Origin of the sequence: Streptomyces sp. NPDC002884, assembly GCF_040295245.1 — a bacterium.
GTDB lineage: Bacteria > Actinomycetota > Actinomycetes > Streptomycetales > Streptomycetaceae > Streptomyces.
The window spans coordinates 352,753-367,006 of the sequence record NZ_JBEOVB010000006.1; the positions used below are offsets into that span (position 1 = coordinate 352,753).

Here is a 14,254-nt window from a genome sequence, read left to right on the forward strand (position 1 = left end):
CGATCACCCCGACGAGGGCCGGGACACCGGGCTCAGTGCTCGTGCACGTCGTTCGTCGCCGCGATCTTCTTCCAGGACTTCGGCTGCACGGGAGCGGCCGACGCCTTCGCGATCGACGCCGTGCGCGCCGTGGGTGCGGCCGGCTTCGCCGGCTGGAACAGCCAGGAGTCGAACAGGGCGCCCAGTTGTTTGCCGGAGACCTGCTCGGCGTACTTCTGGAAGTCCACGACGCTCGCGTTGCCGTACGCGTGTTTCTGCGGCCAGCCCTTGAGTACGGCGAAGAAGGCCTCGTCGCCGATCTCGTTGCGCAGCGCCTGGACCGCCAGCGCGCCCCGGTCGTAGACGGCGATGTCGAACTGGTTCGCCGCGCCCGGGTCGCCGGGCTTCACCGTCCAGAACGCGTCGTCGGCCGGGTGCGCGGCGTACACGTAGTCCGCGAGCTCCTGCGCGGTGCCCTCGCCCTCGTGTTCGGACCACAGCCACTGCGCGTACCGGGCGAAGCCCTCGTTCAGCCAGATGTCCTTCCACCCCGCCACGGACACGTGGTCGCCGTACCACTGGTGGGCCAACTCGTGCACCACCACGGAGACGTTGGAGCCGTTCGCGAACTGCCGGGGGCTGTAGAAGGGCCGGGTCTGCGTCTCCAGCGCGTATCCGGTGTTCGTGTTCGGCACGTACCCGCCGAGCGCGTTGAACGGGTACGGCCCGAAGTACCCGCTGAGCCAGTCGGCGATCTCCCCGGTCCGCTCGACGCTCGCCCGCGCCGCGCCGGCGTTGTCGCCCAGGTCCTTGCTGTAGGCGTTGACGACCGGGATGCCGCTCTCGGTCGTCCCCGTGGTGATGTCGAACTTCCCGACGGCGAGGGTGGCCAGATAGGTGGCCTGGGGCTTGTTGGAACGCCAGTTGTAGCGGGTCCAGCCCAGCCGTGAACTCGTCGACTGGAGCGTGCCGTTGGAGATGGCCTGCGAGCCGTCGGGGACCAGCACCGACACGTCGTAGGTGGCCTTGTCGAGCGGGTGGTCGTTGCTGGGGAACCACCACCAGGCCGCCTCGGGCTCGTTGGCGCCGACCCCGCCGTCCGCGGTGCGGTGCCAACTGGTGAAGCCGTACGCCTGTTCCGACGACGGGATCCCGCTGTACCGCACCACGACCGTGACCGTCGCGCCCTTCGCCAGCGGCGTCTTCGGCGTGATCTCCAGCTCGTGCTCGCCCGAGGTCGTGAACGCCGCCACGGCGCCGTTGACCCGCACCTCGCTCACGTCCAGCAGGAAGTCCAGGTCGAACCGCGAGAGGTCCTGCGTGGTCTTCGCCAGGATCGTCGCCGTCCCCTCCAGCTCGTCCGTGGCCGGCTGGTACTTCAGCCGCAGGTCGTAGTGGGAGACGTCGTATCCGCCGTTGCCGTACGCCGGGTAATAGGGGTCGCCGATGCCCGGGGCGCCGGGGGAGGCGCTCGCGGCCGATGCCGGGATCGCCAGCAACACGGACGCGGCAGCGAGTGCGCCCGGCGCGATGATTCTGCGGTGCACGAAAGCTCCAAGTCGTAGAGTCACGCTGTCTGTTCGGAGCCTATTGACTCCCTGTGTCCCAGGGCCTGCCCACCGCCGCCCCTGTCACACGATCGCCATTCGGCCGTCACGGCCGGCCCATTCCCAGGGGCGTGTTCCGGCCACAGCGGACCCACAGCTGCCCTCTTCTGTACGGGAGTTGACCCGGGTACCGTCCCGCGCATGCCGACACGCATGCGCTTCACGATCTGGAGACCGCTCGCGACCGCCACCATCACCCTTCTGGTGGCCGCCTTCCTCACCCCGGCCGCGGCCCACGGCGCCCCGCGCGAGAGCCGGCCCGTCCACTCGTACGAGAACGCCATCCGCGAGGCCGTCTGGGTGGACACCGGACTCGACGGCGACGGCGACGGAAAGAAGGACCGCGTCGCCGTCGACATCGTCCGCCCCCGCGAACCCGCCGCACAGGGCCGCAAGGTGCCCGTCATCATGGACGCCAGCCCCTACTACTCGTGCTGCGGACGCGGCAACGAGAGCCAGCGCAAGACGTACGACGCGGCCGGAAACGTCGTCCGGATGCCGCTCTTCTACGACAACTACTTCGTGCCGCGCGGCTACGCCTTCGTCGGCGTCGACCTGGCCGGCACCAACCGCTCCGACGGCTGCGTGGACGTCGGAGGACGCTCCGACATCCAGTCCGCCAAGGCCGTCGTCGACTGGCTGAACGGCCGCGCCAGGGGGTACACCACCCGTACCGGCACCACGACCGCCGAGGCGAACTGGACCAACGGCAGAACCGGCATGATCGGCAAGAGCTGGGACGGCACCATAGCCAACGGCGTGGCCGCCACCGGCGTGAAGGGCCTCAAGACCATCGTCCCGATCGCCGCCATCTCCTCCTGGTACGACTACTACTTCGCCCAGGGCGCCCCCCTCTACGACTCCGGACCCGACTGGCTCTCCGACTACGTCGACAGCCCCGATGCCCGCGCCGAGTGCGCCGCCGTCCAGCAGAAGCTCGTCGACGGGGCCCCGCGCACCGGCGACCTGACATCGCTGTGGACCGAGCGCGACTACGTCGCGGACGCGCGCAAGGTGAAGGCGAGCGTCTTCCTGATCCACGGACTCCAGGACCTCAACGTCCGCACCAAGCACCTCGGCCAGTGGTGGGACGCCCTCGCGAAGAACGGGGTCGAGCGCAAGATCTGGCTCTCCCAGACCGGCCACGTAGACCCCTTCGACTTCCGCCGCGCCGCCTGGGTGGACACCCTGCACCGCTGGTTCGACCACGAACTCCTCGGCTACGACAACGGCATCGACCGCGAACCCGTGGCCGACATCGAACGCCACCCCGACCAGTGGGTCACCTCCACCGTCTGGCCGCCGCCCGGCACCCGGACCGCCACCCTGCGCCCCTCCTCCGGCGTCGAGCCCGGCGTCGGCACCCTCGGACTGCGCAGGGGGACAGGCACCGCCGCCTTCACCGACGACCCGAGGCTGAGCGAGACCGAGTGGGCCGCGCAGATCGACACCCCGACCCCCGACAAGGCCGGATTCGTCACCGGAGCCCTCACCCGGGACCTGCGCCTGTCCGGCTCCTCCCAGGTCACCGTCACCGCCACGCCCACCACGGCGACGGCCCACCTGACCGCCGTCCTCGTCGACGTCGGCCCCGACACCATCCGTGACTACGGGGCGAGCGGCGAGGGCATCAGCACGCTCACCGACCGCACCTGCTGGGGCGAGAGCACCGCGGGCGACAGCGCCTGCTTCAGGGAGACCGTCGCCAGGACCGCGGACGTCGGCCGGACGGTCGTCAGCCGTGGCTGGGCCGACCTCGGCACCTACGCGGACCCGGGCAAGGGCGTCCCGCTCACCCCGGGCAGGGCCTACACCCTCACCCTCGACCTGGCGGCCACCGACCATGTCGTCCCGGCCGGTCACCGGCTCGCGCTGATCGTCGCGGGCACCGACAGGGACCTCATCGACCCGCCCGCCGACACCCCCACCCTCACCCTGGACCTGTCCCGCACCTCGGCCCGGGTCCCCTTCGTCGGAGGCGCGGACGCCTTCGCCCGGGCCACGTCCGCAGCGGCGGCGGCCACCCCCGACGCACGGTCCCCGGACGGCGTACGGACACCGCACCGCCCGTACCGCGTCCCGTAACACCCGTCCCGTAACACCCGTCCCGCAACACCGCGAGCGAGGTCAGGAGGCGGCCGGGAGCACCAGACCGGCCGCCTCCTCCGCGCAGCCCCACGCCACCGTCACGCCCGCCCCGCCGTGCCCGTAGTGGTGCACCACCGTCCGCCCGTCCGGCAGCCGCGCCCGCTCCAGCCGTACCGTGCCCCGGACCGGCCGCAGCCCGACCCGGTGCTCCAGGACCCGCGCCCCGGCCACCTCGGGCCGCAGGGCCGCGCAGCGCCGCACGATCGCCTCGGCCACCTCCGGGTCCGGCTCCAGCGACCACACGTCGTCCTGCGCCGTACCGCCCAGCAGCAGCCGCCCGCCGTGCGGGAACAGATAGGCGATCTCGCCGTCCGGGCCGGTGGAGACGAGCCAGGTGTCGACGCCGGGGTTCTCCACGACGACGAGCTGTCCGCGCACCGGCCGCACCGACGGGTCCGCCGCCAGCCGCCCGGCGTCCAGCCCCGTGCAGTTGACAACCACCGGCGCCTCGGCCTCCGCCAGGTCGCTCACCGTGCGCTCCTCGACCGTGCCGCCCGCGCGCAGCAGCCGCTGCCGGAGCCAGGGCAGGTAGGTCGACATGTCGATCAGTGGCAGCCGCGCCCGGACGCCGGTGCCGGCGCCGTACTCACGCGTCGTCGTCCGGCGCAGTCCGGCCAGCCGGCCCGCCGCCCAGTCCTCGACCTCGTCCAGGTCCGTCTCGCCCAGTATCCCGTCGACCAGGCGCACGCCTGTCTCCCCGGGCCGCTCGGCGAGCCGCTCGTAGATCTCCAGCGAGCGCAGCGCCCACGCCCGCGCCGACTCCACCGGCTCGATGTGGTACGGCCACCACAGCGCGCCGGCCACGGCCGAGGTGGTCCGCTCGACCGGATCGCGCGTCCAGACCCGGACCCGCAGGCCGCGCTCGGCGAGCTCGACGGCCGTCGCCAGCCCGATGACCCCGCCGCCGACCACGACCACATCGCCGTTCCACCGAGTGTCCACGCCCGGACGTTAGCCGACCGCACCGCCGGACAGCGAGATCGCGGAGGAGACCGGCGCGACCGCACCCCGGAACGGCCACTAGGATCTACGACCTGATGACTGCCACCCTCGTCGCCAAGAACCTCGCCGCCGGCCACGGCGACCGCTCCCTCTTCTCCGGGCTCGACCTCGTCGTCGCCCCCGGGGACGTGATCGGGCTGGTCGGCGCCAACGGCGCGGGCAAGTCCACCCTGCTGAAGCTGCTCGCCGGGCTCACCGCGCCCGAGCAGGGCGAGCTCAGGCTCTCCCCGCCGACCGCGACCGTCGGCCATCTGCCCCAGGAACCGGAGCGCCGCCCCGGCGAGAGCGTGCGGGAGTTCCTCGCCCGCCGCACCGGCGTCGACGAGGCCCAGCGCACCATGGACGAGGCCACCCAGGCCCTGGTCGACGGGTTGCCCGGCGCCGACGACGCCTATGCGACGAGTCTCGAGCGCTGGCTCGACCTCGGCGGCGCCGACCTCGACGAGCGGGCCGCGGAGGTCACCGACTCGCTCGGTCTCGGAGTCGGCCTCGACCAGCCGATGACCTCCCTGTCCGGCGGCCAGGCCGCCCGCGCGGGTCTCGCCTCCCTCCTCCTCTCGCGCTACGACGTCTTCCTCCTCGACGAGCCGACCAACGACCTGGACCTCGACGGCCTGGAGCGCCTGGAACGCTTCGTGAAGGGGCTGCGCGCCGGGACCGTCGTCGTCAGTCACGACCGCGAGTTCCTCACCCGCACGGTCACCAAGGTCCTCGAACTCGACCTCGCCCAGCAGCAGATCAACCTCTACGGCGGCGGCTACGACGCCTACCTGGAGGAGCGGGACGTGTCCCGCCGGCACGCCCGTGAGGACTTCGAGGAGTACGCCGACAAGAAGGCGGCCCTCCAGGACCGCGCGCAGACGCAGCGCTCCTGGATGGACAAGGGCGTGAAGAACGCGCGCCGCAAGGCGAGCAACGACAACGACAAGATCGGCCGCAAGTTCCGCAGCGAGGCCAGCGAGAAGCAGGCCGCGAAGGCCCGGCAGACCCAGCGCATGATCGAGCGCCTGGAGACCGTCGAGGAGCCGCGCAAGGAGTGGGAGCTGCGCATGGAGATCGCTTCCGCGCCGCGCTCCGGCGCGGTGGTCGCGACCCTGCGCGAGGCCGAGGTGCGGCGCGGTGACTTCCGCTTCGGACCGGTGTCCCTGCAGATCGACTGGGCCGACCGGGTCGCGGTCACCGGCGCGAACGGCGCGGGCAAGTCGACCCTCCTCGGCGCGCTCCTGGGCCGGGTCCCGCTGGACGCCGGACAGGCCGCCCTGGGCTCGGGCGTCCTGGTCGGCGAGGTCGACCAGGCACGGCAGCTGTTCTACGGCTCCGAGTCGCTGCTGGACGCGTTCCGCGTGGCCGTGCCCGACACCGAACCGGCCGAGGTGCGCACCCTGCTGGCCAAGTTCGGCCTGAAGTCGGACCATGTCACGCGTTCGGCGGCCACCCTGTCACCGGGCGAGCGCACCCGCGCCGCCCTCGCGCTGCTCCAGGGGCGGGGCGTCAACCTCCTCGTCCTCGACGAGCCGACGAACCACCTCGACCTCCCGGCCATCGAGCAGCTGGAGTCGGCCCTCGACGCCTACGAGGGCACGCTGCTCCTGGTCACCCACGACCGGCGCATGCTGGACGCCGTCCATGTCACGCGTCGCCTGGAGGTCGCGGACGGCAAGGTGACCGAGCGCTAGGACACCCGGCGCGGGTTCCCGTCCCACGAGGGCTGCCGGGGCCCGGCGGGCCGGGCCCCGGCGTCGTGCGTCCCTGTCAGCGCTTGCCCTTCTTGGGGTCGACGAGGCCCGCTCGGCGCAGTGCGTCGGCCATCGCGCTGTTGCCCGGAGGGGGAGCCTGGCGCGAACCGCCTCCGCCTCCGCCGGCGCCTCCGCCGCGCTGGCCGCCCTGCTGCCGCTGCTGCGGCGGGCGCCCGCCGCCCCGCTGGGGTCGGCCCCCGCCGGAGGGCTGACCCTGACCGCCCTGCGGGGCCGCCTCGTCGTCCAGCCGGAGCGTCAGCGAGATCCGCTTGCGCGGGATGTCGATGTCGAGGACCTTCACCTTGACGATGTCACCGGGCTTGACGACGTCCCTGGGGTCCTTGACGAACGTCTTCGACAGCGCGGACACGTGCGCCAGACCGTCCTGGTGGACACCGATGTCGATGAACGCCCCGAAGGCCGCCACATTCGTCACGACCCCTTCCAGGACCATCCCGGAGGACAGGTCGGAGATCTTCTCCACGCCCTCCTTGAAGGTGGCCGTCTTGAAGGCGGGCCGCGGGTCGCGCCCGGGCTTCTCCAGCTCCTTGAGGATGTCCGTGACGGTCGGCAGACCGAACGTCTCGTCCACGAACTCCGTCGGCCGCAGCGAGCGCAGAACACCCGTGTTGCCGATGAGGGACGCCACCTCCTGGCCGGAGGTCTTCACCATGCGCCGCACCACCGGGTACGCCTCCGGGTGGACGCTGGAGGAGTCCAGCGGGTCGCTGCCGCCGCGGATGCGCAGGAAGCCCGCGCACTGCTCGTACGCCTTCGGGCCGAGCCGGGCCACCTTCTTCAGCTCGGAACGGGAGGTGAAGGGCCCGTTGGCGTCCCGGTGCGCCACGATGTTCTCGGCGAGTCCGGTGGAGATGCCCGACACCCGTGAGAGGAGCCGCGCCGAGGCAGTGTTGACGTCCACGCCCACGCCGTTCACACAGTCCTCCACCACCGCGTCCAGCGAACGCGACAGCTTCACCTCGGACAGGTCGTGCTGGTACTGGCCGACGCCGATCGACTTCGGGTCGATCTTCACCAGCTCGGCGAGCGGATCCTGGAGCCGGCGCGCGATCGACACGGCGCCGCGCAGCGACACGTCCATGTCGGGCAGCTCCTGGGAGGCGAAGGCGGAGGCCGAGTACACGGAGGCGCCCGCCTCGGACACCATCACCTTGGTGAGCTTCAGTTCCGGGTGCCTGGTGATCAGTTCACCGGCGAGCTTGTCGGTCTCGCGGGACGCCGTGCCGTTGCCGATGGCGACCAGGTCGACCGTGTGCTCCTTCGCCAGCCGTGCGAGCTTGGCGATCGCCTCGTCCCACTTGTTCGCCGGGACGTGCGGGTAGATCACGTCCGTGGCGACGACCTTGCCGGTCGCGTCGACGACGGCGACCTTCACGCCCGTACGGAAGCCGGGGTCCAGGCCCAGCGTCGCGCGCGTGCCGGCCGGGGCGGCGAGCAGCAGGTCACGGAGGTTCGCGGCGAACACGTCGACCGCCTCGTCCTCGGCGGCCGTGCGCAGCCGCAGCCGCAGATCGATGCCGAGGTGGACGAGGATGCGGGTGCGCCAGGCCCAGCGGACGGTGTCCGTCAGCCACTTGTCGCCCGGCCGGCCGCGGTCGGCGATGTCGAACCGGCCCGCCACCATCCCCTCGTACGACGAGGGACCGGGCTGCTCGGAGGGCTCCTCCGGCTCCAGGACGAGGTCGAGGACCTCCTCCTTCTCGCCGCGCAGCATCGCCAGGACGCGGTGCGAGGGCAGCGCGGTGAACGGCTCGGCGAAGTCGAAGTAGTCGGCGAACTTCGCGCCCGCCTCCTCCTTGCCGTCGCGCACCTTGGCGGCCAGCCGCCCGCGCCCCCACATGCGCTCGCGCAGCGCGCCGATCAGGTCGGCGTCCTCCGAGAACCGCTCGGTGAGGATCGCCCGCGCGCCGTCCAGCGCGGCCTGCGGATCGGCGACGCCCTTGTCGGCGTCGACGAACGCGGCGGCCGCCGCGAGCGGATCGACCGTCGGGTCGCCGAGCAGCCCGTCGGCGAGCGGTTCGAGACCCGCCTCGCGCGCGATCTGCGCCTTGGTGCGCCGCTTGGGCTTGTACGGGAGGTAGATGTCCTCCAGCCGCGCCTTGGTCTCGGCGCCGAGGATCTGCGCCCTGAGCGCGTCGGTGAGCTTGCCCTGCTCGCCCACCGACTCCAGGATCGCCGACCGCCGCTCCTCCAGCTCCCGCAGGTAGCGCAGCCGCTCCTCGAGCGTGCGCAGCTGCGCATCGTCGAGCATCTCGGTCGCTTCCTTGCGGTAGCGGGCGATGAAAGGCACCGTCGAGCCGCCGTCGAGCAGCTCCACGGCAGCCTTCACCTGCCGCTGCCGTACGCCGAGTTCCTCGGCGATCCTGCCTTCGATGGACCCTACTTCGATGGACCCGGGTGTCGTCACGATCCCGTACCGCCTTCTCCACTGAGGTTGCGCGGCAATTGTGGCAGGTGACACCGACACTCGGGGATCAGGCACTCGGGGATCAGGGCGCGGTCGTCAGGCCCTGCGGCTCCTGGCGGAACCCGAGGCTCCGCCGAAGAGCCGGGCCAGCGCCCGGAAGGGCAGCGTCACCACGGTGGCGACGGCGCCACCGATCTGCCGGAGTACGTCTGCGATCGCACGGAACACGAGCTTCCCCTTTCGTGGCCCGGCCGCTCCGGCCGAGGACTTACCGGTACCTCGAGATCGTCGGTTCATGCCCACGAGTCCTGGCAGGAGGACGGCAGGAAAGGTGGGGAACCCGTCATTGCCGCCCTGTGCCCCGCTCGCGAAGAATCGCCCCATGGCCCAGCGAACCGCCCGAACCGTTCTCCTCGTGCTCTTCGACGGCGTCCAGAGCCTCGACGTGACCGGCCCGCTGGAGGTCTTCGCGGGCGCCGAGCAGCACACCCCGGGCACCTACCGGATCCGTACGGCCTCCCTGGACGGCGCATCCGTGCGCACCTCCAGCGGGCTGACCCTGGTACCGGACGAGGCCCTCACGCGCGCGTGCGACCCGCACACGCTGCTCGTCCCCGGCGGCCGGGGCACCCGCCGCCCGGGCATCGCACCGCTGACGGACTGGCTGCGCGTCCACGCCCCGCGCGCGGAGCGCCTCGTCTCGGTCTGCACCGGCGCGACCCTGCTCGCCGCCGCCGGTCTGCTGGACGGCCGCCGGGCGACGACCCACTGGGCGTACTGCGACCGTCTCGCCCGCGACCACCCGGCGGTGCGGGTGGACCCCGACCCGATCTACGTCCGGGACGGGCACGTCCACACCTCGGCCGGTGTCACCGCCGGCATCGACCTGGCCCTCGCCCTGGTCGAGGAGGACCTCGGCCGCGACGCGGCGCTGACGATCGCCCGTCACCTGGTCGTCTTTCTGCGCAGACCCGGCAACCAGGCCCAGTTCAGCGCGCAGCTCGCCGCCCAGACGGCCGAGCGCGCGCCCCTGCGGGAGGTCCAGCACTGGATCACCGAGCATCCCGCCGCCGACCTGAGCGTCGAGTCGCTCGCCGCCCGCGCCCTGCTCTCCCCGCGGCACTTCGCCCGCGCCTTCCGCGACGAGACCGGCATGACACCCGGCCGCTACGTCGACCGGGTCCGCCTGGAACACGCCCGCCGTCTGTTGGAGGACACGGCCGACGGCGTCGAGGAGATCTCCCGCGCCAGCGGCTACGGCACCCCCGAGGCCATGCGGCGCGCCTTCGTCAAGGCGCTCGGGACACCCCCGGCGGAGTACCGCCGCCGGTTCCGTCCCGCGCCCGCCCACTGAAGCCCTGCCGGCCCAGCGAGAGGAACCCATGCAGATCGCCGTCGTCGTGTACGACCGCTTCACCGCCCTCGACGTCGTGGGCCCGTACGAGATGCTCTCCCGTGCCCCGGGCGCGGAGATCGTCTTCGTGGCCGAGGGGAGGGGGCCCGTCCGCACGGAGAGCGGATTCCTAGCCGTCACCGCCGACCGGGCGCTGTCCGAAGTCCCCGCCCCCGACGTGGTGATCGTCTCCGGGGGACCCGGCCAGAGCGCGCTGATGGACCACGCGCCCCTGCTCGACTGGCTCCGGACCGCCGACGCCACGAGCACCTGGACGACGTCCGTGTGCTCCGGCTCCCTGCTGCTCGCCGCCGCGGGTCTCCTCGAAGGCCGCCGGGCCACCTCCCACTGGCTGGCCCTGCCGCAGCTCGAGGTGTTCGGCGTCGAGCCGACCGGCGAACGCGTCGTCTTCGACGGCAAGTACGTCACCGCGGCCGGCGTCTCGTCCGGCATCGACATGGGACTCGCCCTGCTCGGCCGGATCGCGGGCGACGACCACGCCCGGGCCGTCCAGCTGGGCACGGAGTACGACCCGCAGCCGCCCTACGACGCGGGCGCCCCGCACAAGGCACCCGCCCACCTCGTGGAGAAGCTGCGGGCCCGCAGCCGCTTCATCCTGACGTAGTCCAGGTGAAGCGCGGCTCGCGGCGTTCCAGGAACGCGGCGACGCCCTCCGCGGTGTCGCCGCTGCCGCGCGCCTGCGCGCTCCAGTGGGCGTCCCGGTCCCCGCGGCCGTTCGCGAACTCCTTCGCGGCGGCCTGCGTCAGCTGCGAGCGGGACACCAGCACGCGGGTGAACTCCGCGACGCGTTCCTCGAGTCCGTCGACGGGCAGCACCTCGTCGACCAGACCCGTGCGCAGCGCCCGCTCGGTGTCGATCAACTCGCCCGAGAACAGGAGGTACTTGGCGGCGGCCGGGCCCACCAGGGACACCAGGCGCCGGGTGGCGGTGGACGCGTAGACGATCCCGAGCTTGGCCGGCGTCACCCCGAACTGCGCGCCCTCCTCGGCGAACCGCAGATCGCACGCCACGGCGAGCTGGGCGCCGCCGCCGACGCAGTGTCCCCGGATCGCCGCCAGGGTCGGCTTCGGGAAGGCCGCCAAGGCCTCCTCGGCACGCACCGCCAGCTCCTGGGCCTCCTCCGACGACCCCTGGAGCGTGGAGATGTCGGCCCCCGCGCAGAAGGTGCCGCCCGCCCCGGTCAGCACCAGTGCCCGCACCGCCGGGTCGGCGGCCAGGGTGTCGAGCAGCGGGGGCAGCGCCGCCCACATCGCGGCCGTCATGGCGTTGCGCTTCGCCGGGTGGTGCAGGACGACGGTGGCGACCGCGTCGGTGACGCCGTGCAGCAGATCGGGCTCCATGCTCCGGATGCTAACCACCAGCCCGTTGCCATGATCGCAGCGGCCGGTGTGAGAGGCACGACACCGGCGGCAAAGGGAAACAGAGCGAACCAGAGCAAAGCAAAGGGCGCCAAAGGCGGCCAAAGGGGAGGAGCGGCGCCGCCGAACCCGTACAACCCGAAGAGTGCGCGAAGTCGGCGCGGATACGACAGAAGCGGTCCTGCGGTCGACTTCGTCATCCGGGGCCGGTCGGAAACGTTCGATAACTGCTGACTTCTGTTCAGTCATCCGGAGGGCAGTGTCGCGGTACCAACACTTCACGTGTGGTGACAATCGAGCGCGAGGGTGGCGACCGGACGATGGACGATCAGGGGTGCGGGCCGGACCCACGCCCGGAGGGCGCCTCGGGCGAACCCTCCGCATCCTCGGCGGAAGCCGAGCCCCGGCCGCTGCCCTACGAAGGCGTCTGGCGGTTCACCGCGTCCGCCGTGGACGCCTCGGTCCCGCAGGCGCGGCACGCCGTGCGGGACCTGCTGTACCGCCAGGGGGTGCCGGTCTCCGACGATCTGGCCCAGGGACTCCTGCTGATCGTCTCCGAGCTGGTGACCAACGCCGTCCGGCACGCCGCCGTGCTGTCGCCGGTGCTCGCCGTGGAGGTGGCCGTCGGGGCCGAGTGGGTGCGGGTGTCGGTGGAGGACAACCACCCCTACCGCCCGACCGCCCTGGAGGCCGACCACGGCCGCACGGGCGGCCGGGGACTCCTTCTGGTGCGGGAGATCACCAGGGAGGCGGGCGGGGTCTGCGACGTCGAGCACACGGCGGGCGGCGGCAAGGTGATCTGGGCCGCCCTGCCGCTCAAGCCCGTGCGGGTGCTCTGAGGGTCACCAGCCGGCCGACGGCCCCGTCAGCTCTCTGACCGCCGGGCGCGCCGCGTCCAGCACGGTCATGAACCAGGAGGAGAACCTGTCCCCGGCGTGCCGCTCCGCCAGCTCGGCGGGCGTCACGAAGGCCGTGTCGCCGACCTCCTCCGGGTCCGGCCGCAGCGGGGACTGCACCAGCCCGACGAACAGGTGGTTGTACTCCTGCTCCACCAGACCCGACTCCGGGTCCGGGTGGTTGTAGCGGACCGTGCCGGCCTCGGCGAGCAGCGTGGGGGAGACCCCGAGCTCCTCGAAGGTGCGTCGCGCGGCCGCCGCGAACGGCGCCTCACCGGGGTAGGGGTGACCGCAGCAGGTGTTGGACCACACACCGGGGGAGTGGTACTTGCCGAGCGCCCGCTGCTGGAGCAGCAGCCGGCCCCGCTCGTCGAAGAGGAACACGGAGAACGCGCGGTGCAGCTGCCCCGGCGGCTGATGGGCGGCCAGCTTCTCCGCGGTGCCGATCGTGACGCCGTTCTCGTCGACCAGCTCCAGCAAGATCGCGTCCGCGGTGCCGTTCGACGACGTGTGTGTCGCGGTGGCAGGTGTGATCGGCATACCCATCCTTAGCATCGGTCCTCGCGTCCCCAGTCTGCCGTACGCGTCCGGCACTCCCGGCACTTCACGCGAAAGCGCGCATGTCCCGCGCGGCAGGGGACCCGGTAGCTGATCTTGCCCGGCGCCGTGCGCGGGGAACCGTCCGGAACGTCTGTGCGGATCGCCCGGCGCCGGGCGATCCGACCGCTCAGTGACAGAGTCGCGCCTCGTGCTCCGCGTGCCCGCTCGGCTCCAGCTGGAAGGTGCAGTGCTCCACGTCGAAGTGGTCGCCGAGGCAGCCCTGGAGCTCGTGCAGCATCTTCTCGTGGCCGATCGCGTTCAGCACGTCCGAGCGCACCACCACGTGCGCCGACAGCACCGGCATCCCGGAGGTGATGGTCCACGCGTGCAGATCGTGGACGTCCTGCACCCCGTCCAGGGCCAGTACGTGGGCCCGCACCTCCGCCATGTCGACGTCCTTGGGGGCCGACTCCAGCAGCACGTCGAGCGTCTCGCGCAGCAGCTTCACGGTGCGCGGCACGATCATCAGGCCGATGACGAGCGAGGCGATCGGGTCGGCGGGCTGCCAGCCGGTGGTCAGGATCACCACCGCCGAGATCAGCGCCGCCACCGATCCCAGCGCGTCCGCCGCCACCTCCAGGAACGCCCCGCGCACGTTCAGGCTCTCCGACTGGCCGCGCATCAGCAGCGACATCGAGATCATGTTCGCGACCAGACCGAACGCGCCGAACCAGATCATCAGGCCGCCCTCGGTGGCGGCGGGAGTGAAGAACCGCTGGACCGCCTCGTACAGGACGTAACCGCCCACCCCGAGCAGCAGCAGACAGTTGGCGAGGGCGGCCAGGATCTCGGCCCGGGCCAGTCCGAAGGTGCGGTTCGCGCTCGGCGGCCGGTTGGCGAAGTGGATGGCGAGCAGCGCCATGCCCAGGCCCAGCGCGTCCGTCGCCATGTGCGCGGCGTCCGCGACCAGCGCGAGGGAGTCCGCGAGCACCCCGCCGACGATCTCGACGACCATGACGGCGAGCGTGATCGACAGTGCGACGCGCAGCCGGCCCCGGTACGCCGCCGCGGCCGTACCGGTGGTCGGTCCGTGCGTGTGCGTATGGCCGTGGTCGTGCCCAGCCCCCATGGAAGCAGCCCTTCTGT

At 72.2% G+C, this 14,254-nt stretch carries 12 protein-coding genes; 5 read left to right on the forward strand and 7 right to left on the reverse strand.

Going from position 1 to position 14,254, the window contains the following annotated elements; all coding sequences use genetic code 11:
* Positions 1 to 32 precede the first annotated feature (32 nt).
* The gene (locus tag ABT070_RS16195) at positions 33 to 1,526 is read right to left on the reverse strand and encodes a M1 family metallopeptidase (protein WP_351760388.1); all 1,494 of its coding nucleotides are present in this window, start codon (positions 1,524 to 1,526) and stop codon (positions 33 to 35) included.
* A gap of 201 nt (positions 1,527 to 1,727) precedes the next feature.
* Between ABT070_RS16195 and ABT070_RS16200 the strand changes: the two genes are divergently transcribed.
* Complete coding sequence (locus ABT070_RS16200; protein WP_351760391.1) at positions 1,728 to 3,671, forward strand: Xaa-Pro dipeptidyl-peptidase; 1,944 nt, start codon at positions 1,728 to 1,730, stop codon at positions 3,669 to 3,671.
* 42 nt (positions 3,672 to 3,713) lie between these two features.
* Here ABT070_RS16200 and ABT070_RS16205 read toward each other — a convergent pair whose 3' ends face one another.
* Positions 3,714 to 4,676, reverse strand: a complete 963-nt coding sequence (locus ABT070_RS16205) for an NAD(P)/FAD-dependent oxidoreductase (protein ID WP_351760392.1) — start codon at positions 4,674 to 4,676, stop codon at positions 3,714 to 3,716.
* Positions 4,677 to 4,771: 95 nt separating this feature from the next.
* Between ABT070_RS16205 and ABT070_RS16210 the strand changes: the two genes are divergently transcribed.
* Entirely contained in the window at positions 4,772 to 6,412 is a 1,641-nt protein-coding gene (locus ABT070_RS16210) for an ABC-F family ATP-binding cassette domain-containing protein (RefSeq protein ID WP_351760395.1), read from the forward strand.
* A 76-nt stretch (positions 6,413 to 6,488) separates the two neighbouring features.
* On the opposite strand, the gene ABT070_RS16215 is transcribed toward ABT070_RS16210, so the two are convergent.
* Together ABT070_RS16215 and ABT070_RS16220 are read right to left on the reverse strand one after the other, a co-directional pair.
* On the reverse strand, positions 6,489 to 8,900 hold the full coding sequence (locus ABT070_RS16215; protein ID WP_351760398.1) for a Tex family protein: 2,412 nt from the start codon (positions 8,898 to 8,900) through the stop codon (positions 6,489 to 6,491).
* A 96-nt stretch (positions 8,901 to 8,996) separates the two neighbouring features.
* Positions 8,997 to 9,128, reverse strand: coding sequence for an LPFR motif small protein (locus tag ABT070_RS16220; RefSeq protein ID WP_330347479.1), 132 nt, complete (start codon positions 9,126 to 9,128; stop codon positions 8,997 to 8,999).
* A 154-nt stretch (positions 9,129 to 9,282) separates the two neighbouring features.
* On the opposite strand from ABT070_RS16220, the gene ABT070_RS16225 reads away from it, so the two are divergent.
* Positions 9,283 to 10,254, forward strand: coding sequence for a GlxA family transcriptional regulator (locus ABT070_RS16225; RefSeq protein ID WP_351760401.1), 972 nt, complete (start codon positions 9,283 to 9,285; stop codon positions 10,252 to 10,254).
* A 28-nt stretch (positions 10,255 to 10,282) separates the two neighbouring features.
* The gene (locus ABT070_RS16230; protein ID WP_351760403.1) at positions 10,283 to 10,918 is read left to right on the forward strand and encodes a DJ-1/PfpI family protein; all 636 of its coding nucleotides are present in this window, start codon (positions 10,283 to 10,285) and stop codon (positions 10,916 to 10,918) included.
* Here ABT070_RS16230 and ABT070_RS16235 read toward each other — a convergent pair.
* Complete coding sequence (locus ABT070_RS16235; RefSeq protein ID WP_351760406.1) at positions 10,905 to 11,654, reverse strand: enoyl-CoA hydratase/isomerase family protein; 750 nt, start codon at positions 11,652 to 11,654, stop codon at positions 10,905 to 10,907. The genes ABT070_RS16230 and ABT070_RS16235 overlap by 14 nt on opposite strands.
* A 338-nt stretch (positions 11,655 to 11,992) precedes the next feature.
* On the opposite strand from ABT070_RS16235, the gene ABT070_RS16240 reads away from it, so the two are divergent.
* Complete coding sequence (locus ABT070_RS16240; RefSeq protein WP_351760583.1) at positions 11,993 to 12,511, forward strand: ATP-binding protein; 519 nt, start codon at positions 11,993 to 11,995, stop codon at positions 12,509 to 12,511.
* Positions 12,512 to 12,514: 3 nt separating this feature from the next.
* Here the strand turns inward: ABT070_RS16240 and idi are convergent, their stop codons facing one another.
* Both idi and ABT070_RS16250 read right to left on the reverse strand, forming a co-directional pair.
* Positions 12,515 to 13,108 (reverse strand): isopentenyl-diphosphate Delta-isomerase, encoded by a 594-nt coding sequence (gene idi, locus ABT070_RS16245; protein WP_351760409.1) that lies wholly within the window; start codon positions 13,106 to 13,108, stop codon positions 12,515 to 12,517.
* Between the two features lie 187 nt (positions 13,109 to 13,295).
* Positions 13,296 to 14,237 carry a cation diffusion facilitator family transporter gene (locus tag ABT070_RS16250; RefSeq protein ID WP_351760412.1) on the reverse strand — a complete coding sequence of 314 codons (942 nt, stop codon included), beginning with the start codon at positions 14,235 to 14,237 and terminating at the stop codon, positions 13,296 to 13,298.
* Between the last annotated feature and the right edge of the window lie 17 nt (positions 14,238 to 14,254).